Raw genomic sequence first — 18,185 nt, forward strand, 5'->3', positions numbered from 1 at the left:
GCGTGATAGATTCTGGCGCCCAGCGGTCGAGGCGAACGCGAAGCGTTGCGCTGGACTGTGCACTTATATTTGAATCGCGTCCCGATACTCGGCCGTCTATACAGGGCTCATGTCGCGCCTCGTGTTTCTATTGATTGCTATCGTCCTCTCGCTGCTGCCGGCTCTCGCGCCCGCTGCGCCGGCCCATAAACGACCAGCCTCACGCTGGCACGGTTACGGCTTCCTGCCGGGCTATCAGCAGCCCCTGAATAACACCCTTCCGCTTTATGCCCAGAAAGCTGGCGTAGCGCGCTACGCGCGCCAGAACCGGCGACCCTGGTATATCGATCGGACCCCGGAATATTACGGCTACGATGGCGACTGGCACTATTTCGGCCGACCCGGCTTTTACGGCGGCCGCTACAATGGCGGCAGCTTCGGCCCGTGCTGGACACAGACGCCGATCGGGCCGGTCTGGAACTGCGGCCGATAAAGCCATGGCTTGGTTCCGGCATCCGGCCGGCCCGCTGCAGGCATCGTTCGGATTTGTGTCATCGCGGACGCGCATCCTCTTCCGCGATTCGCTGCCATAGCGCCCTGATCATGTCCTTCATTCGCAGTGCATCTTGCCAGCGATCCGACAATTCCGCGCCGTCCGGTCCGGTGATCGCATAGGGCGGCGCGCCGAGTTCGCACAGGAAGGTCAGCACGGCATCGGAGCCCGCGCGTTTGCGCCAGGAGCGGATGGCATATTCCCACCAGCTCATGAACAGATCGACCCAACCCTGATGCTGCGGAAAGCCGAGCGAGATTTGCACCTGCTCGCGGCTGGCGATCCGCCCGTGGATTCCCCAGGAGTTGTCGAGAATGCGGTGGATCATCGCATGATTGATCTCGTCGACGGGCCAGGCGAACTCGCGACCGACCAGATAGTGCGAGACGTCAGCGGTGAGCCGCAGGTCGGGAAAGCAATCCAGCAGTTGCAGCGTGAAAAACAGATCGGTGGTCATGCGGTCGCGGTGGGTTTCCACATGCACGGCGACGCCGGCCTGCTCGCCGAGGCGGCGCCAGCCCTCCAGCAGCGGAATGCAGGCTTCAATCCGCTGCGGCCGCACGTTGGGTTGCAAGTTGACGTGGTCGGCGCCAAGCCTCGCCACCAGCTCCAGCACCGGTTTCAGGTCGTCGACGTTGGTCGGGTAGCACTGCGCCTGCCAAATCATGCCGTGGTCGCGCAGGAAGGAAGTGACCTCCGCGGCGAAATCAGGATCGATGAACCGGACGCCGGCGCCGTCGAAGCCGGCGTCGCGGATCATCGCAAGCTGGGTCTGCAGCGGCCACTCCGCCGCATCCGTCCGCCGCCGCTCCATCGCCCAGAGCGACTGCAGGATGCGCAACTGCTGCGCCATGACTGCGACCTGTTTCCCGGACCCGATCTAGGCCCGCGCCGGCATCGCCGCCGCCCGCATGGCGACGCCATCCGTGGTGTTGTCGACCGTGATGCTCTCCTCATAGGTCTCGGGACCGCACCAGATCGCGAACGCCGTGCACGCCGCGAGGAAGGCCGCGTAGCAGGCGACCGGCCACCAGCTTCCCGACCACGCCACCAGCGCCGCGGCCAGGAACGGCGCCGGACCGCCGGCGAGCAGCGAGCCGAGTTCGCGCGCAAACGCGAAGCCGGCAAAACGCCGCTGCGGAGGAAACAGCTCGGCGAAGTAGGCGGCCTGCGGGCCGAACATCGCCGCTGTCACCACGGCGCGCGCGCCGATGAAGGCGACCGCGATCCAGATCCACTCCTTGGTGCCGACCAGGAGGAAGAACGGGAACGCCCATACGATGCCGGCGAGTGCGCCGAACATGTAGACCGGCCGTCGTCCGATGCGGTCGGAGAGCGCGGCAAACCCCATGATGGTGAACAGCTCGATGACGAAGGCGAGCATCAGCGCGCTCAGCGCCTCGGACTTCGGCACCCCAAGGGTTGTAATGACATAACTGAGGCCGAACACCGGGAACAGATAGCCGAGACCGTTTTCGGCCAGCCGCGCCCCCAGCACCACGAAGAAGTTTCGCGGATGCCGCTTCAGCGCTTCCATCGCCGGGTTGCGCTCGATCTTGCCGCGCGCGAGCACGGCTTCGGTGAACACCGGCGTCTCCGTAATCTTCAGGCGAACGTAGATGCCGACCATGATCAGCAGGAAGCTGGCCAGGAACGGAATACGCCATCCCCACGACATCAGGTCTTCGCGCGGCAAGAGGGTCACCAGCGCGAAGGCGCCGGCGGCGAGCAGATTGCCGACGGAGACGCCAAGCGGTGCAAAGCTGCCCCAGAAGCCACGATGCTTCGGTGGCGCGTTCTCGACCAGGAAGATGACCGCGCCGCCATATTCGGCGCCGGCTCCCAATCCCTGGACGACGCGCATGGCGACCAGCAGCGCCGGCGCCCAATAGCCGATCTGGGCATAGGTCGGCAGCAAGCCGATCAGCGTGGTGCCGACGCCGATCATCAACAGCGTCGCCACCAAAACGGGTTTACGCCCGAAGCGGTCGCCCATGATACCGAACAGGACGCCGCCGAGCGGCCGCACCACGAAGCCGACGCCAAAGGTCAGGAACGCCAGCAGGGTGCCGACCACGGGATCGCTCTTGGGAAAGAACAGCTCGCCGAACACCAATGCCGCGGCGGTGCCGTACAGGAAGAAATCGTACCATTCGAGCGCGGACCCGATACTGGCCGCCAGGATCACGCGCAAACGCGAGCGATTGTCAGTCTTGGCTGTAATCTCCGTCATCGTTTCCCCCGTTTTGATTTTTTGTCATTTTGTTGGATCGTCGCGAGTCTTGTCGGATAAGTCGTGTCGGATACGTCGTCTCGTCGGCGCCCGTGCATGGCACGGGCGCATTCGCAAGCTTCAGGCGGCGCGGGTGAAGTAGGATTTCTTCGCCGCGGACTGGGTTTCGTAAATCGATCCCTGCCGCTTGGCCGGCGGCAGCGGCAGCCGCACCGGAACGTTGGTCATCCGCGGTGCAATGACGGGATCGCCGGACAGCAGGCGGCCGTTGAACTCGTCAAAATCCTTCACGCCCATCAGCGGCCAGGCGTCGCTGGCGGCGACTTCGTAGAGCAGGAGATTGCGCGGGCGATCCGAGGTGTTCATGGCCGATCCGTGCAAGGCGCGGACATGGTGGAACGACATGCTGCCGGCTTTGCCCATGCACGGCACCGCGCGTTCGATTTCGTCCTTGATGGTGTCGGGGTCGATCAGGCCGGCGAAGCAGCCGTCGTCGCCGTGATGGTTCCAGACCTCGCGGTTGTGCGTGCCCGGCGTCACCAGCATCGGCCCGTTGGCGAGATCGCAATCGTCGAGCAACACGCCGATCGCGAGCACGTCGTCATTGGTGTGCGGATAGAACGCCCAGTCCTGATGCCATTCGACCGGCGAGCCATACTGCGCCGACTTCATGTTGAGTTTTGATCCGTGCAGCCGCAGGCCCGGGCCGAGCAGCTTTTTCAGGATCTCGAGCACGGGTTCGCTGCGCACGATCTCGTCGAACAGCTGGTGCACCTTGTGCGGCGTCTTGATGCGGCGGACGCGCGGGCTTTCCGCGGTGTGGCCCGGCTCCAGGTCATAGACGTCGGTGTGTTCGAGGGTTTTGGCCGATCCGGCGACCAACTCCGCGATCACCGAGCGAATCTGGGAGAGCGTGTCGGCCCCCAGGACCTCAGGCACCACGATCACGCCATCGCGTTGATAAGTCTGCACATCCTTCTCTGAGATCATCTGGGCTTATGCTCCATGTTTACGTTGTCATTTGAGATGTTAACGTTGTCATTTGCCATATTCAAGTCGAATCGTGCATTCCTGACCTGCACTCGCTAATGTCCGCCCAGATGAACATCACAAGCCCCGAAGAGCCCCATTCCGCGCCGACCCTGTCGGCTGTGGCCAAACTGGCCGGCGTATCGTCGATTACCGTGAGCCGCGTGGTGCGCTTGCCGGATCTGGTGGCGCCGGAAACCAGGGGCCGGGTCGAAGCCGCGATGCGTGAACTCGGCTATGTGCCGAACCAGCTCGCGGTCGGACTGGCGAGGGCGCGCACCCGTTCGATCGGCGTGCTGGTGCCAACGATCGCCAACTCGATCTTCGCCGATACGGTGCAGGGCCTGTCCGACGAATTGGAGCCACTCGGCTATGCCGTGATCCTGGCGCAGTCGCGCTACGACGCTGCGCGCGAAGATCACATGCTCTCGGCGTTGCTGTCGCGGCGCCCCGAGGCGATCATCATGGTCGGCTCGCCGGCCACCGAAGACGGAGCGCGGTTGCTGCGGCGCGCGGGAATTCCGGTCGCGGAGACGTGGGATCTTCCGGCGGCGCCGATCGACGCTGTCGCCGGCTTCAACAATTACGAAGCCGGCGTTGCGGTGGCGCGCCATCTGGTCGCGCAAGGCCGCAGCAGCCTGGCGTTCATCGGCGGCGACGATCCGCGTGCTACCCGTCGCTGGAATGGGTTCAACGACACCGCACAAGCGCTTGGCGCCAAGGCGCCGCGCCGGCTGGTGCTGGACCGCAACGCCTCCGGCAGTGTCGTCGCGCTCGCGGAGTTACCCGGTATCGACGCGGTGTTTGCAGCGAACGATGCGCATGCGATCGGCTTCATGTCCGGTCTGCGAACGGCCGGCTTGTTGCGCAATGGCCCGGCCGCGGAGCAGCCGGTTGCGATCATCGGCCTCGGTGATCTCGAAATGGGCCGTTTGATCGCGCCAAGTCTCTCCACCATCCGCGTCAATGGCGATGCGATCGGACGCACCGCTGCAAAATTGATCCTGGCGCGGGAAGGGCCGCGTCATATCGATCTCGGATTTGAACTCGTCCTTCGGGATAGTGGCTAGGTGTTTCCGTTATTGCGAGGCAACGCGGCGACGCAATCCATGTTTCAGCATGCCGCGCCATGGATGCTTCCGCCTTCGCTCGTTGAGCTACGATGGCCGAGTCGCGTCGCCCGCAATGACGAAAGGTGCGACAAATTGGCGCGACGGGCAAATCACCAAAAGTATGTCCAGCGCTTCCGCTAAAAATATTTCCGTTGCAGCGTCGGGCAAATCAGACGTCTAACTCCGCCCGTCTCGCGGCAACCAAGAGGGGCGATCGCGATCGTCACGACCGTGCGGTGAGATGCGGTGGACGCAGGGGCGCGACTGACGAGCGCGGCTTTTGCGTACGGCGAAATCGTTTGGGTTCGACGCCCCGGTGCTGGCGTCAAGTTGGCGGAAGCGAAAGCTGACGTTGATGATGGTGGCAATAAAGCCGGTCACCAGGACGAAATCGTATAAGCCGTAAAGCCATTGCGTGGGGGAGGCCGGTGTGTTCACCGCTGAACCTGTATGCTCGTGGGCGCACTTTCCTTGTGCATCATGCCTGCGAGACCGCGGGTGCAGCGCGCACCCGGTCTTCCCCGCGCCCTCTGATTTCGAGGGCAAGGTTTTTTGCAAAACTTCGGGCGATCAGCGCCGCGAGAACGCGGGCGCATGTCAGTCGTCATTGCGAGCGCCAGCGAAGCAATCCGTCGCGCCGCGCAAAGAAAGAATGGATTGCTTCGCTTCGCTCGCGATGACGTGGGGAAGGCGGGCCACGGCAGTTCACTCCCCCGGGGATGCAAGGTAAGCATCCACCGTTCTGCTACTGCGAACCCTGCATGAGCCAACCTCTACTGGACGCCGCCGCGAAACCCGGCGCACAGCGTCCGGCGCGCAGGGCGAAAGCGGTTTGCCGATCGAACAGACCGGCCGCGTATAGACAGAATGTCGCATTTTGCAGTGCAACAAAACCGAATGAAGGGCCCCTGCTAAAGGGGCAATGGCAATCCGGCTCGCTTCTCTGTATTGGTGCGGCTGGCATACAAGGTTCGGGACCGGGACCATTCTCGTGTCCTGCAAAAATAGCGCGGGAGGAAACATGCGTGGATTGATTTTGGCTGCGGCATCGGTCGCGGCATTGGCTCTGGCCGGTCCGGCCGCGGCCCAGGCGCCGATTGTCATCAAGTTCAGCCATGTGGTGGCTTCCGACACGCCGAAGGGCAAGGCGGCCGACAAGTTCAAGGAACTGGCCGAAAAATACACCAGCGGCAAGGTCAAGGTCGAAGTCTACCCGAACTCGACGCTCTACAAGGACAAGGAAGAGCTGGAAGCGCTGCAGCTCGGCGCGGTGCAGATGCTGGCGCCGTCGAACTCGAAATTCGGCCCGATCGGGGTCAAGGAATTCGAGGTGTTCGATCTGCCCTATATCCTTCCCGACCTGACCACGCTGCGCAAAGTCACCGACGGTCCGCTCGGCGCCAGGTTGCTCAAGCTGCTCGATTCCAAGGGCATGACCGGCCTCGCTTACTGGGACAACGGCTTCAAGCAGATGAGCGCCAACAGGAAGCTCGTCACCCCCGCCGACTACAAGGGCGTCAAGTTCCGCATCCAGTCGTCGAAGGTGCTCGAGGCCCAGTTCCGCGCGCTCGGTTCGATCCCGCAGGTGATGGCGTTCGGCGAAGTCTATCAGGCGCTGCAGACCGGCGTGGTCGATGGCCAGGAGAACACCTGGTCCAACATCTACACCCAGAAAATGCATGAGGTGCAGAAGTTCGCCACCGTCACCAACCACGGCTACATCGGTTACGTCGTGGTCGTGAACAAGAAGTTCTGGGACGGCCTGCCGGCCGACATCCGCAGCGAGCTCGACAAGGCCATGAAGGAAGCGACCGCTTTCGGCAACGGCCAGTCGGCAAAGGAAAACGAGGACGCGCTCGAGCTGATCAAGAAGAGCGGCAAGACCGAGATCGTCACGCTGACGCCGGAACAGGACGCCGCGATGCGCAAGGCGATGGAGCCGGTCTACAAGGATGTCGCGACCCGCGTCGGCCAGCCGCTGATCGACGAGTTCATGAAAGAGACCGGCCAGGCGGGCCACTAGAACGGGAGAGTTACGCTCCCTCTCCCGCTTGCGGGGGAGGGCTGGGGTGGGGGTGTCGCCGCGAGTCACACTGTCAGTGTGGAGAGATTTCCCCCACCGGCGCGTTGCGTCGACTTCCCCCGCAAGCGGGAGAGGCGAAGTTGCTTCGCGGCCGCACCTGAATTCTATCGAATGCACTTGGGGGTTAGATGCTTCGTATCCTTGATCGGCTCGAGGAAATCCTGATCAGCACGCTGATGGGCGCCGCGACCTTGCTGATCTTCGTTGCCGTCGTGCACCGGTTTGGCACCGGCATTCCGTTTCTCTATCCGTATCTGATCCAGATTCACATCGCCTGGACCCAGGAGCTGTGCATCTACATGTTCATCTGGATGGCCAAGTTCGGCGCCGCCTACGGCGTGCGAACCGGCATCCATGTCGGTGTCGATGTGCTGATCAACCGGCTCAACGATCGCTGGCGCAAGGTCACCATCCTGTTCGGCCTGATGGGCGGCGCGCTGTTCACGGCGATCGTCGGCACCATGGGCGCCAAATTCGTCATCGAATTGATGTCGACCGACCAGACCTCGCCCGACCTGGAGATACCGAGCTGGATCGTCTACGCCTGCATTCCGCTCGGCTCGTATCTGATGTGCTTCCGCTTTCTCCAGGTGGTGTGGACCTACTGGCGGACCGACGAACTGCCGCATCATGACGCCACCCATGTCGATGGCGTCGAAACCAGCAAGACCGCGCCGATCGCGCTCGGAGAAGCGTGATGAGCGCCGCCATTATTTTCGGACTGCTGTTCGCGCTGATGCTGACCGGCATGCCGATCTCGATTTCGCTCGGCCTCACCGTGCTGACATTCCTGTTCACGATGACACAGGTGCCGATCGAAAGCGTCGGCCTGAAACTGTTTTCGGGCCTCGACAATTTCGGCATCATGGCGATCCCGTTCTTCATCCTGGCCGGCACCTTCCTGACCCGTGGCGGCGTGGCGCGGCGGATGATCGCGTTCACGACTTCGCTGGTCGGACATTTCCCGGGCGGTCTCGGTCTCGCCGGCGTCGCGGCCTGTGCGATGTTCGCCGCGATCTCCGGATCGAGCGTGGCCACGGTGGTGGCGATCGGCTCGATCATGATGCCGGCAATGGTCGAGCATGGCTATCCGCGCCGGTTCGGCGTCGGCGTGATCGCGACCTCAGGCGCGCTCGGCATCCTGGTCCCACCCTCGATCATTCTCGTGCTGTACGGGGTCTCCACCAATACCTCGATCGGCGCGCTGTTCATGGCCGGCATCGTGCCCGGCATCATTCTCGCGCTGATGCTCGCCGCGGTGACCTTCGTTGTCGCGCTGCGCAACGGCTATCCGAAGATGCCGAAGGCCAGCCTCGGCCAGCAATGGACCGCGTTCCGTGAAAGCCTCTGGGGCCTGCTGCTGATCGGTATCGTGCTCGGCGGCATCTATGGCGGCATCTTCACGCCGACGGAAGCGGCTGCAGTTGCCGCGGTCTATGCCTTCTTCATCACGGTGTTCGTCTACAAGGAACTGAAGCTCACGGAAGTGCCGAGGGTGCTGCTGCAGGCCGCGAGCATGAGCTCGATGCTGCTCTACATCATTACCAACGCGGTGCTGTTCTCATTCCTGATGACGTCGGAGCAGATCCCGCAGGAGATGGCGGCGTGGATCATCGACAAGAATTTCTCGATCTGGATGTTCCTGCTGGTCGTCAACATCATCCTGCTGCTGGCCGGCAACGTGATGGATCCGTCGTCGATCCTCCTGATCATGGCGCCGATCCTGTTTCCGCTGGCGACCAAGCTCGGCATCCATCCGGTTCATTTGGGCGTGCTGATGATCGTCAACACCGAGGTCGGATTGTGTCATCCGCCGGTCGGCCTAAACCTCTACATCGCCAGCAGTATCGCCAAGATGGGGATCAGCGAGATCACGATCGCGGTGCTGCCGTGGCTGTGCGCGATGCTGGTCTTCCTCGGGCTGATCACCTATGTGCCCGAAATATCGCTGTGGTTGCCGCGGCTGCTCGGAATGATCTAGATTTTGCCGCAGTTGGCCATCCCTTGCGAAGGATCGGCATTGCGGTGGATCAAAACGGCGTCACATTACATCTTGGTAAGAGCGAGCTCTCTTTCCAAGAGTTAAGTTGAACCCCGGCCGATGTGGGCCCATCTTCAGGCAACCTTTACAGGAGGTTCGCATGAGAAAGTTCACCATCGCCGCGGTTGCCGTACTCGCGATCGCCGGTTCGACTGCCGTCTACGCCCAGCACCGTCATTGGTCCTACGGACACATGCGGATGAATCCGGAGGACAGGGCGGCGTTCGCCGATGCGCGGATCGCAGCCGTTCATGCCGGGCTGAAGCTTTCGGCCGATCAGGAAAAGCTGTGGCCGCCGGTGGAAGCCGCGGTGAAGGAATTTGCAAAACTGCGGATCGATCGCGCCAATGCGCGGATGAATTCGGAGAAGGACGACTCCAGCCAGCAGAAGCCGGACGACCCGGTCGCGCGCTTGCGCGAACGCGCCGACAACATGGCAACCTCGGCTGTGGCCATGAAGAAAATCGCCGATGCCGCCGACCCGCTCTACAAGACGCTGGATGACGGCCAGAAGCGCCGCCTTGCCGTGCTGACCCACATGGAACACCGGTTCGGCGGCGGCGAAGGCTGGCGCCATCACGACGGCATGGGGCCGGGCGGCATGGGCCCGGACCGCGGCTTTGACCGTGACCGCGACGATGGCGGCCGGGGTCGCGGACTTGATCGGAATCGCTACGACCGCGACGGCGGCCCGGATCGGGGCGGCCCCGAGCGGCTCTAGGCAGCAGCTTTCGGCGTGTCGACCCCGGTAACGGCGGAAGCCGCTGAAATTCAGCGGCTTTTTGCCGTTCCGGGGGCTCGCCAAAGGCCGGGAAAACTCATCCCGGCTTGCTGGACATCGCGGAGTCGCTTTGCTAAACGACGCCCTCTTGCAGGGCTTCTCCGGACCAAGATCCGGGCGCATAGCTCAGTTGGTAGAGCAGATGACTCTTAATCATCGGGTCCCAGGTTCGAGCCCTGGTGCGCCCACCAAGCCTTTCAAGAACTTAGCGGTCTGAAAAACGCGCGAACCAGCCGCGGTTTGCTTCAGTATCGCCGCTTCTCTCCATCAGCTTCATCCACATCAGCCAGTCCACCGGCTTCGTCCGCGCGAAAAGACCCTTGAAGCCTGAAAACGCCGGTGCTATTATTAGAACGGTCAGTCGGATTATTTTTAGACAAACCTCAGGTCTCCGCGAAGAGAGCCCGGGCCAGCCATGGGAGATGCAGCGATGAACGTCGTGCCGCGCGCGTCACAGTGGGGCGAATTGATCCGGCCGGACCGGGTGCACGGCTCGCTCTACAGCGACCCCGCGATCTTCGAAGCCGAACTGCAGAACATCTGGTACCGGACCTGGGTCTATGTCGGGCACGAGAGCGAGGTGCCCAACGCCAACGACTACGTCGTCAAGTCGATCGGCCCGCAATCGGTGATCATGACCCGGGACGAGCAGGGCAAGGTCAACCTCCTGCTCAATCGCTGCTCGCATCGCGGCAACCAGGTCTGTTCCTACGACAAGGGCAACGCGCGTTCCTTCACATGCCCGTTTCACTCCTGGACCTTCGCCAACGACGGCAGGCTGGTCGGCTACGCGTTTCCCGACGGCTATGAAGGCCAGGACAAGTCGAAGCTTTCGCTCGGCCGCGTGACGCGGGTTCAGTCCTATCGCGGTTTCGTGTTCGGCTCGTTCGCCGCCGAAGGCCCGACGCTGGAAGAGCATCTCGGCGGCGCGGCCGAGACCATCGACCGGCTGGTTCGGTTCTCGCCGGAGGGCGAAGTCGAGGTAACGGCCGGCTTCCTCAAGCATCGCGTCAAGGCCAACTGGAAATTCATCCTGGAGAACGAATGCGACGGCTATCATCCGGCCTTCGTGCATTCCTCGATCTTCGGCGTGGCCGACAGCGCGATCGGCAAGCTCTATGGCGGCGCGTCGACCGCGGTGACGCGCGACTACGGCAACGGCCATACCGAGATCGACCTGCGGCCCGAATTCCGCAAGCGCGACGCGCCGATGAGCTGGTTCGGCACCACCGAAGCGCGGTTGCCAGATTATACCGCGCGGATGAAGGCCGCCTATGGCGACCAGACCGCGCGCGAGATCATGATCGACGGCTCGCCGCATGTGATGATCTTTCCGAACCTGTTCATTGCCGAAATTCAGATGTTTGTGATCCAGCCGCTCGCGGTTGATGACAGCGTGCAGCATGTCACGGCGCTGCAGTTCAAGGGCGCGCCCGACATGAACCGGCGGCTGCGCCAGCAGACCATGGGTTCGGTCGGCCCGGCCGGCCTGCTGCTCGCGGACGATTCGGAAATGTACGAGCGCTGCCATCGCGGTGTGCTGGCGCGCAATCCGGAATGGATATTCCTCGGCCGCGGCGAACGGCGCGAGCGTCAGGACGACCTCGGATTCAAGGTCGGCCATGTCACCGACGAAGTCCCGTCGCGCGGCATCTGGAGCCATTATCGCCGGCTGATGGAGGCGGTGTGATGCTGTCGCGCGAAAGCAGCGCTACCCTAATGAGCGCCGTGACGGCCTTCATCTACAAGGAAGCACGGTTCCAGGACGAGCACCAATACGAGGCCTGGGAGGCGCTTTGGACCGATGACGGCATCTATTGGGTGCCGGCCAATGGCGACGATATCGATCCCGAACAGCAGATGTCGATCATCTACGACAACCGCTCGCGGATTACGCTTCGCATCAAGCAGTTGCTGACCGGCAAGCGCCACACCCAGACGCCGCAATCGCGGCTGCGGCGCCTGGTATCCAACATCGAATTGATGGACCAACAGCCGGGCGGCGATATTTCGGTCGCGAGCAACTGCCTTGTGTTCGAATCCAGCCTGCGCGACGACACCGTCTGGGCCGCGCGCAACGAATACCGGCTGCGCTATGTCGATGGTGAACTGCGGATGGCGTACAAGAAGGTGATCCTGGTCAACAACGAGAAAGCGCTGTTTACGCTCTCGTTCCTCATCTAGAGCGTTTTCAAGTGAAGTGGGTACCGGTTCACGTAAAGAAAACGCGTCAAAACAAAGTGGGCGGAAACAAGCCATGATCGACAAGGGACCTGTGCTGCTCGATATCGCCGACGGCATCGCGCGGCTGCGCCTCAACCGCCCGGATGCGGCCAACGGCATGAGCGCCGAACTCTTGAGCGCGCTATGCGACGCCATCATGGTCTGCCACGGCCAACCGGACCTGCGCGTGCTGCTGCTGAGCGGCGAAGGCACGAACTTCTGCGCCGGCGGCGATGTCAGGGCGTTTGCATCGAAGGGCGAAAAACTGCCCGACTATATCCGGCAGGCCACCGCCTACCTGCAGAACGCGGTGACCGGGCTGTTGCGGCTCGAGGCCCCCGTCGTCACCTCGGTTCAGGGGTTTGCCGCCGGTGGCGGCGGTTTTGGTCTGGTCTGCGCCTCCGATATCGTCATCGCCGGCGAGTCCGCCAAATTTCTGGCGGGCGCGACGCGGGTCGCGATGGCGCCCGACGCCGGTGTGTCTGTCACACTGTCGCGGCTGGTCGGCTTGCGCCGCGCGATGTCGATCCTGTTGACCAATCCGGTGATCTCGGCGCCCGAGGCGCTGGCGATGGGTATCGTCACCAAGGTGGTTCCAGATGCCGACCTTGCGGAAGCATCACTCGCGATGGCGCGGGAACTGGCGGATGGCGCGCCGAAGGCCTTGGCCGCGACCAAGCGGCTGGTCTGGGCCGGGACGGCGCTCAGCATCGAGCAGTGCCTGTCGGAAGAGGCGCGCACCGTATCCGAACTGTCCGGGATGGCCGACGCGCGCGAAGGTCTGGCCGCCGTCATCGAGCGCCGCAAACCGAAGTTTACGGGACGCTGACGATGCCAGCCGCTGGCACCCGGCCTTTCGGGCGGCTCGATGGCCGTAGCGCCTTCGTTTCCGGTGGCGCGAAAGGCATTGGTGCGGCGATCGCGCGAAGTTTTACCGAGGCCGGCGCCCGCGTCGTGATCGCGGATCTCGATATCGAAACCGCGACCGTTCTTGCAGCGCAGATCGGTGCGACCGCGGTACGTCTCGATGTCAGCGACGCCGGCATGGTGCAGGCGATCATGTCGCAGCACGGGCCGTTCGATATCGTCGTCAACAATGCCGGCGTTGACCAGCATGCGTTCTTCACCGAGACCACGCCGGAAGATTGGGCGAGGTTGCTCGCGGTCAACCTGGTCTCGGTCTTTGCCTGTACCCACGCCGTGTTGCCGTCGATGCAGGCCGCCGGCTTCGGACGCATCATCAACATCACTTCGGAGGCGGCGCGGCTGGGCTCCAAGGGCGGCGCGGTCTATTCGGCGGCCAAGGGCGGCGTGATCGCCTTCACCAAGAGCATCGCGCGCGAAAACGCACGCTTCGGGATCACAGCCAATTCGATCGCGCCGGGACCGATCCGGACGCCGATGCTGGAAGCGGCCGTCGCCAAGGGCGGCGACAAGATCCTGCACGCGATGACCGATGCCACCCTGTTGCAGCGGCTCGGCGAGCCCGAGGAAATCGCCGCCGCCGTGCGCTTCCTGGCGTCCGATCAGGCGGCCTATATCACCGGCGAAACCATCGGCGTATCCGGCGGCATGGGATTGGGCGGTTGAGATGGCACGTGCGGCTGAAGATATCGCGCCAGCTCCGATCGATCGAGCGATCGCGCGAATTCGCGCAGTCTACCGCAGCTGGAACCGCGACACGACGATAGCCAGGATGCGCAGCGACTGGGATGCGGCCTTCGGCGGCACAACCGCTCCCGTGACATGCGAAGGCGTCTCGGCCGGTGGCGTCGACGGCGAATGGATATCGCCGGCCAATGCGCCAAAGGACAAGGCCGTTCTCTATTTCCACGGCGGCGGCTTTCGCGTCGGCTCGGTCGCCTCGCACCGCGACCTGATCGCGCAGATCGCGGTTGCGAGCGGCTGCCGCGTGCTCGCCATCAATTATCGGCTGGCGCCGGAGCATCGTTTTCCAGCCGCACTTGACGATGCGCAGGCTGCCTATGACTGGATGCTCGGCCAGGGGTTCGAGCCCGGCAACATCGCCTTTGCCGGGGATTCCGCCGGCGGCAATCTTGCGCTCGCTGCGATGGTAAGCCTCCGCGAGCGTTGGCTACCGCTGCCTGCGGCGGGTGTGCTGATGTCGCCATGGACCGATCTGGCGGCGACCGGCGCGAGCTACGTGAGCCGAGCCGAAGCGGACCCGATCCATCAGCGCCCGATGATCCTGGCGCTGGCCCAGGCCTATCTGGGCGGGCAGGGCGATCCCTGCGATCCCCTGGTATCGCCGCTCTACGCTGATCTCACCGACTTGCCGCCATTATTGATCCAGGCCGGCGACCGCGAAACCGTATTGGACGATTCCGTCATGTTTGCCGACAAGGCGCGCGTCGCCGGTGTCGAGGTTGATCTGCAGGTCTGGGATGGCATGATCCACGTCTTCCAGATGTTCGGTGCGGAGCTTCCTGAGGCGCACCGGGCTATTGCAGAGATCGCCATGTTTCTCGACCGACACCTCCATATCAAGGCCGAAAGGGCATCATCATGAACGTCAGGGCCGCCGATCCCCGCACTCATTCCGATAGTGAATTCCATTTTTCGGAGCAGCCGCAGTTATCCGAGGAGCTGCGGATGCTGCGCGAGCAGGTGCGCCGGTTTGTCGAGAAGGAAGTGGTACCCTATGGCGAGCAGTGGGAGCGCGACGGCAAGATCCCGCGCGAGATCTACCGCCGCATGGGCGCGCTTGGATTCCTCGGCATGCGTCACGCGGCCGAATATGGCGGCACCGATATGGGGCCGCTGGCGTCGATGGTGTGGGCGGAGGAACTCGGACGTTCGACCTTCGGCGGTTTCACCTCGTCGGTGCTGGTTCACACCGACATGTCGGCCGTTCACATCACCTTGCGCGGGACGCCGGAGCAAAAGCAGAAATATCTTCCCGCGATCATCCGAGGCGAGACCATCTGCTCGATCGCCGTCACCGAGCCCGATGCCGGCTCCGACGTTGCCGGGCTGAAGACGCGGGCCCGTCGCGACGGTGATGACTGGGTGATCAACGGCGCGAAGATGTTCATCACCAACGCTGTCTATGGCGACATCCTGATCGTCGCCGCGCGCACCGATCCCGCCGCCAAGGGCAGCCGCGGCATTTCGCTGTTCATCGTCGAGCGGACGACGCCGGGCATCTCCGTGACCAAGCTCGACAAGCACGGCTGGCTTTGCTCCGACACCGCCGAGATCGCGTTCCAGGATGTCCGCATTCCCGCCGCAAACCTGCTGGGCGAGGAGAACCGCGGTTTCTATGGCATCATGGAGACCTTCGAGAACGAGCGGATCTGCATCGGCGGCATCTGCGCCGGCGAATCCGCCAAGGCGATCGAACTGACCACCAACTACGTGAAGAGCCGCCAGGCGTTCGGGGGCCCGCTATGGAACCAGCAGGCGGTGCGGCTCAAGCTCGCCTCGCTCGCCACCAAGGCCGCGGCTGCCCGGGCGCTCGCCTATCATGCCGCCGAACTCGTCGAGGCCGGCAAGCCGTGCCCGCGCGAAGTCTCGATGGTGAAGGCGCTGTCGCCGGAAGTGCTGCACGAGGTCGTGCACGGCTGCCTGCAACTGCATGGCGGCACCGGCTTCATGCGGGGAACGCCGATCGAGCGGATGGTGCGCGATGCGCGGGTCCTGACCATCGGCGGCGGCGCCACCGAGGTCATGCTGGAAGAGGTCGCCAAGCGAATGTGAGGGATGCCGTTCCTTCACCCCTCCCGCTTGCGGGGGGAGGTCGGATCGCATCGGAAGATGCGATCCGGGTGGGGGAACTCTCTCCACACGAACGGTCTGACTCGCGGCGGCACCCCCACCCCAACCCTCCCCCGCAAGCGGGAGAGGGAGCCCACTGCCGTCGTGGCGGTGTGAGCGGGTCCGACCCGACCCTCAGTTCACCGGCTTAAAACTCAGCGTCGAGAACTCGGACTGCATGATCTGCAGCTTCTGGTTCGAGAACCGGACGCCGGGGCCGAAGCTGATCGGCGCCATGACACCGGTTTCGACGTTCTTGGTCTTTTCCAGCTCCGCGATGGTGCAGGCCCAGCTCGGCTCCTTGCCGCAGCGTCCGATCGCTTCAATCAAGACCTTGGCGGCGGCATAACCGGTCATGCTGTAGCGGTTGATGCCTTTCATTTCGGCTTCCGGAAGCAGGCCCTTGGCCTTCTCCAGAAACGCCTTGCCGGCGCGACCAGCGAACGGCTCGACGTAATCGACGGCGTAGATGCCGTCGCCGGCAGGTCCCATCAGCTTCAGCACCGGCTCGACCCGTCCGGGCCAGAAGATGCCGACGACGGGCTTGATGTTGAGCTTCTCCAGCTCCTTCATCATCGCGATGTTCTCGCCGATAATGCCGCCGGCCAGAAATACCTCGGCGCCGGAATCCTTCAGCTGCAGCATGTCGGACGAGAAGTCCTGCTGGCCCTTTTTGTAGTTGCCGCTGTAGACCACGTTGAGCTTCTTGGCCTTGACCACGGTGTCGAAGCCGTCGCGCACGGTGATGCCGTAATCGTCGTCCTGCGTGATCAGGCCCCATTTCTTGCCGGGGTTCTTGTCGGCGAGATAGTTGACGAGGTGGATGATGCCTTCCTCGTAGGATTGCCCGACCACGAACACGTTCTTGCGCGGCGGTTCCCAGAGGAATTTGACCGGCGCCACGTCGATGACGGTGGGGATCCCGGCCTTTTCCAGCACCGGCATCACGGCGATGGATTGACCCGAGCCGGAGATGCCGAGCATGGCAAACACCTTGTCGACGTCGATCACCTTCTTGGCGCCCTGGATGGTGCGGGCGGTGACGTAGCCGTCGTCTTCGAGCACATATTTGATCTTGCGGCCGTTGATGCCGCCGGCGGCGTTGGCTTCCGCGATCGCGATCTTGTGGCCGATCGATGCGGCCACGCCGAGCAGCGCCGGTGGGCCGGTCAAGGGTTCGACGTCGCCGATCAGGATTTCGGTGTCGGTGATCCCGGGATCGGCGGCCAGCGCGGGGCCGGTCGTGAGATACGCGCCCGCGAGCAACAGCGACGCGGTCGCCAGATATTTGATCATTGTTTCCTCCTCCTGATGGATTGCTTTTTTGTCAGTACCGAAGCGGCCAGTTCACCCACATTCGCCTGAGATCGTGCCAGGCACCGACCAGCCCGCGCGGCTGGAAGCGCAGGAACAGGATGATGACGAGGCCGTAGAGCATGCTCTTGAGTTCCTGCGCGCCGGTGGTGAACACAGCGTCCATCTGCGCGCTGAACAGGCTGAACACCAGCCGCGTCGCTTCCGGCAGCAGTACGATCAGGATGGTGCCGAGCACGGCGCCGAGCGCCGAGCCGAGCCCGCCGACGATCAGGATCGCCAGCGCCTCGATCGAGAGCAGGAACGGAAAGCCTTCGACGCTGACGAACGACAGATAGATGCCGTACAGCGCGCCCGCGAGGCCGGTGATGAAGGCGGAGGTGACAAAGGCGAACAGCTTGTAGGCGTGCAGGTTGATGCCCATCACGCGGGCGGCGGTGTCGTTGTCGCGGATCGCGACGAACGCTCGCCCGACGCGGCTGCGGCGGATGTTGAGGGTGGCGAACAGCGTGAGCACGGCAAAGCCGAGGCAGAGATAGGTAAAGGCGGCATCGCCGTCGAAGCTGAGGCCAAACATTTCCGGCCGCTGCACCGAAATGCCGCGGGCGCCGTTGGTCAGCCACCGCGCTTCCAGGATCACGGTGTTGATGATGAAGGAAAATGCCAGCGTGGTGATGGCGAGATAAAGTCCCTTCAGTCGCAGCGACGGCGCGCCGACGATGAGGCTGGCGAGCGCCGGCACGATACCGGCGCCGAGGAAGCCGATCAGCGGATGCATGTGGTATTTCGAAACCAGCACCGCATAGGCGTAGGCGCCCGTGACGAGGAAACCGACATGGCCGAGCGAGATCAGCCCGGTATAGCCGGTCAGGATGTTCAGTCCCAGCGCGCCGACCCCGGTGATCAGGATGATCATCAGGAACGACAGCGCATAGGAGTTCAGCACAAACGGTGCTGCGATCAGCGCCGCGACCAGCGCGGCCGACCACAGCCATACCGGCGGCGAATCCACCAGCGTGACGAGTTCGCCGTAGGTCTGCTTGAAATCTCCGGTACGCAT

General features: G+C 63.4%; 17 protein-coding genes and 1 tRNA gene. 13 read left to right on the forward strand and 5 right to left on the reverse strand.

Annotated elements, in window-relative coordinates; translation table 11 throughout:
- Positions 1–109 precede the first annotated feature (109 nt).
- Entirely contained in the window at positions 110–472 is a 363-nt protein-coding gene (locus BLR13_RS26525) for a hypothetical protein (protein ID WP_074817808.1), read from the forward strand.
- A gap of 58 nt (positions 473–530) precedes the next feature.
- On the opposite strand, the gene BLR13_RS26530 is transcribed toward BLR13_RS26525, so the two are convergent.
- The 3 genes from BLR13_RS26530 to BLR13_RS26540 all read right to left on the reverse strand — a co-directional run bounded on the left by BLR13_RS26530 (position 531) and on the right by BLR13_RS26540 (position 3,755).
- Positions 531–1,385: a sugar phosphate isomerase/epimerase family protein gene (locus BLR13_RS26530; protein WP_074817806.1), complete on the reverse strand. Its 855-nt coding sequence runs from the start codon at positions 1,383–1,385 to the stop codon at positions 531–533.
- Between the two features lie 27 nt (positions 1,386–1,412).
- A complete protein-coding gene (locus tag BLR13_RS26535) occupies positions 1,413–2,765 on the reverse strand; it encodes an MFS transporter (protein ID WP_074817804.1) in 1,353 nt (450 codons plus the stop codon).
- Between the two features lie 120 nt (positions 2,766–2,885).
- Positions 2,886–3,755 (reverse strand): phytanoyl-CoA dioxygenase family protein, encoded by an 870-nt coding sequence (locus BLR13_RS26540; protein ID WP_074817801.1) that lies wholly within the window; start codon positions 3,753–3,755, stop codon positions 2,886–2,888.
- A 98-nt stretch (positions 3,756–3,853) separates the two neighbouring features.
- On the opposite strand from BLR13_RS26540, the gene BLR13_RS26545 reads away from it, so the two are divergent.
- From BLR13_RS26545 to BLR13_RS26600, 12 genes are all read left to right on the forward strand, one after another.
- On the forward strand, positions 3,854–4,864 hold the full coding sequence (locus tag BLR13_RS26545) for a LacI family DNA-binding transcriptional regulator (protein ID WP_079585858.1): 1,011 nt from the start codon (positions 3,854–3,856) through the stop codon (positions 4,862–4,864).
- Positions 4,865–5,927: 1,063 nt separating this feature from the next.
- Complete coding sequence (locus BLR13_RS26550) at positions 5,928–6,929, forward strand: TRAP transporter substrate-binding protein (protein ID WP_074817799.1); 1,002 nt, start codon at positions 5,928–5,930, stop codon at positions 6,927–6,929.
- Between the two features lie 188 nt (positions 6,930–7,117).
- Positions 7,118–7,687 (forward strand): TRAP transporter small permease, encoded by a 570-nt coding sequence (locus BLR13_RS26555; protein WP_074817797.1) that lies wholly within the window; start codon positions 7,118–7,120, stop codon positions 7,685–7,687.
- Entirely contained in the window at positions 7,687–8,970 is a 1,284-nt protein-coding gene (locus BLR13_RS26560; RefSeq protein ID WP_074817795.1) for a TRAP transporter large permease, read from the forward strand. The genes BLR13_RS26555 and BLR13_RS26560 overlap by 1 nt, the downstream gene beginning before the upstream one ends.
- Positions 8,971–9,130: 160 nt before the next feature.
- On the forward strand, positions 9,131–9,751 hold the full coding sequence (locus BLR13_RS26565; protein ID WP_074817793.1) for a Spy/CpxP family protein refolding chaperone: 621 nt from the start codon (positions 9,131–9,133) through the stop codon (positions 9,749–9,751).
- Between the two features lie 175 nt (positions 9,752–9,926).
- A tRNA-Lys gene (locus tag BLR13_RS26570) sits at positions 9,927–10,002 on the forward strand.
- A gap of 239 nt (positions 10,003–10,241) precedes the next feature.
- A complete protein-coding gene (locus BLR13_RS26575) occupies positions 10,242–11,501 on the forward strand; it encodes an aromatic ring-hydroxylating oxygenase subunit alpha (RefSeq protein ID WP_074817791.1) in 1,260 nt (419 codons plus the stop codon).
- Positions 11,501–11,995: an aromatic-ring-hydroxylating dioxygenase subunit beta gene (locus tag BLR13_RS26580; RefSeq protein ID WP_074817789.1), complete on the forward strand. Its 495-nt coding sequence runs from the start codon at positions 11,501–11,503 to the stop codon at positions 11,993–11,995. The genes BLR13_RS26575 and BLR13_RS26580 overlap by 1 nt, the downstream gene beginning before the upstream one ends.
- A 73-nt stretch (positions 11,996–12,068) precedes the next feature.
- Positions 12,069–12,863 carry an enoyl-CoA hydratase/isomerase family protein gene (locus BLR13_RS26585; RefSeq protein ID WP_074817787.1) on the forward strand — a complete coding sequence of 265 codons (795 nt, stop codon included), beginning with the start codon at positions 12,069–12,071 and terminating at the stop codon, positions 12,861–12,863.
- A gap of 2 nt (positions 12,864–12,865) precedes the next feature.
- Positions 12,866–13,624, forward strand: coding sequence for an SDR family NAD(P)-dependent oxidoreductase (locus tag BLR13_RS26590; RefSeq protein WP_074817786.1), 759 nt, complete (start codon positions 12,866–12,868; stop codon positions 13,622–13,624).
- A gap of 1 nt (position 13,625) precedes the next feature.
- Complete coding sequence (locus tag BLR13_RS26595; RefSeq protein ID WP_074817785.1) at positions 13,626–14,564, forward strand: alpha/beta hydrolase; 939 nt, start codon at positions 13,626–13,628, stop codon at positions 14,562–14,564.
- On the forward strand, positions 14,561–15,754 hold the full coding sequence (locus BLR13_RS26600; RefSeq protein ID WP_083387582.1) for an acyl-CoA dehydrogenase family protein: 1,194 nt from the start codon (positions 14,561–14,563) through the stop codon (positions 15,752–15,754). Before BLR13_RS26595 ends, BLR13_RS26600 begins: the two co-directional genes overlap by 4 nt.
- A 192-nt stretch (positions 15,755–15,946) precedes the next feature.
- On the opposite strand, the gene BLR13_RS26605 is transcribed toward BLR13_RS26600, so the two are convergent.
- Positions 15,947–17,107, reverse strand: a complete 1,161-nt coding sequence (locus BLR13_RS26605; protein ID WP_074817783.1) for an ABC transporter substrate-binding protein — start codon at positions 17,105–17,107, stop codon at positions 15,947–15,949.
- Between the two features lie 31 nt (positions 17,108–17,138).
- Entirely contained in the window at positions 17,139–18,185 is a 1,047-nt protein-coding gene (locus BLR13_RS26610) for a branched-chain amino acid ABC transporter permease (protein WP_074817781.1), read from the reverse strand.

The sequence above is a fragment of the Bradyrhizobium ottawaense genome (assembly GCF_900099825.1).
GTDB lineage: Bacteria > Pseudomonadota > Alphaproteobacteria > Rhizobiales > Xanthobacteraceae > Bradyrhizobium > Bradyrhizobium ottawaense_A.

What these genes read in the sequence shown, in the direction of transcription:
- BLR13_RS26540 (WP_074817801.1), bottom strand. Translation starts at nt 3,755, where the DNA reads ATGATCTCAGAGAAGGATGTGCAGACTTATCAACGCGATGGCGTGATC.
- BLR13_RS26560 (WP_074817795.1), top strand. Translation starts at nt 7,687, where the DNA reads ATGAGCGCCGCCATTATTTTCGGACTGCTGTTCGCGCTGATGCTGACC.
- BLR13_RS26585 (WP_074817787.1), top strand. Translation starts at nt 12,069, where the DNA reads ATGATCGACAAGGGACCTGTGCTGCTCGATATCGCCGACGGCATCGCG.
- BLR13_RS26550 (WP_074817799.1), top strand. Translation starts at nt 5,928, where the DNA reads ATGCGTGGATTGATTTTGGCTGCGGCATCGGTCGCGGCATTGGCTCTG.
- BLR13_RS26580 (WP_074817789.1), top strand. Translation starts at nt 11,501, where the DNA reads ATGCTGTCGCGCGAAAGCAGCGCTACCCTAATGAGCGCCGTGACGGCC.
- BLR13_RS26530 (WP_074817806.1), bottom strand. Translation starts at nt 1,385, where the DNA reads ATGGCGCAGCAGTTGCGCATCCTGCAGTCGCTCTGGGCGATGGAGCGG.
- BLR13_RS26565 (WP_074817793.1), top strand. Translation starts at nt 9,131, where the DNA reads ATGAGAAAGTTCACCATCGCCGCGGTTGCCGTACTCGCGATCGCCGGT.
- BLR13_RS26595 (WP_074817785.1), top strand. Translation starts at nt 13,626, where the DNA reads ATGGCACGTGCGGCTGAAGATATCGCGCCAGCTCCGATCGATCGAGCG.
- BLR13_RS26525 (WP_074817808.1), top strand. Translation starts at nt 110, where the DNA reads ATGTCGCGCCTCGTGTTTCTATTGATTGCTATCGTCCTCTCGCTGCTG.
- BLR13_RS26545 (WP_079585858.1), top strand. Translation starts at nt 3,854, where the DNA reads ATGTCCGCCCAGATGAACATCACAAGCCCCGAAGAGCCCCATTCCGCG.
- BLR13_RS26590 (WP_074817786.1), top strand. Translation starts at nt 12,866, where the DNA reads ATGCCAGCCGCTGGCACCCGGCCTTTCGGGCGGCTCGATGGCCGTAGC.
- BLR13_RS26600 (WP_083387582.1), top strand. Translation starts at nt 14,561, where the DNA reads ATGAACGTCAGGGCCGCCGATCCCCGCACTCATTCCGATAGTGAATTC.
- BLR13_RS26535 (WP_074817804.1), bottom strand. Translation starts at nt 2,765, where the DNA reads ATGACGGAGATTACAGCCAAGACTGACAATCGCTCGCGTTTGCGCGTG.
- BLR13_RS26605 (WP_074817783.1), bottom strand. Translation starts at nt 17,107, where the DNA reads ATGATCAAATATCTGGCGACCGCGTCGCTGTTGCTCGCGGGCGCGTAT.
- BLR13_RS26555 (WP_074817797.1), top strand. Translation starts at nt 7,118, where the DNA reads ATGCTTCGTATCCTTGATCGGCTCGAGGAAATCCTGATCAGCACGCTG.
- BLR13_RS26575 (WP_074817791.1), top strand. Translation starts at nt 10,242, where the DNA reads ATGAACGTCGTGCCGCGCGCGTCACAGTGGGGCGAATTGATCCGGCCG.
- BLR13_RS26610 (WP_074817781.1), bottom strand. Translation starts at nt 18,185, where the DNA reads ATGCGTACCGGAGATTTCAAGCAGACCTACGGCGAACTCGTCACGCTG.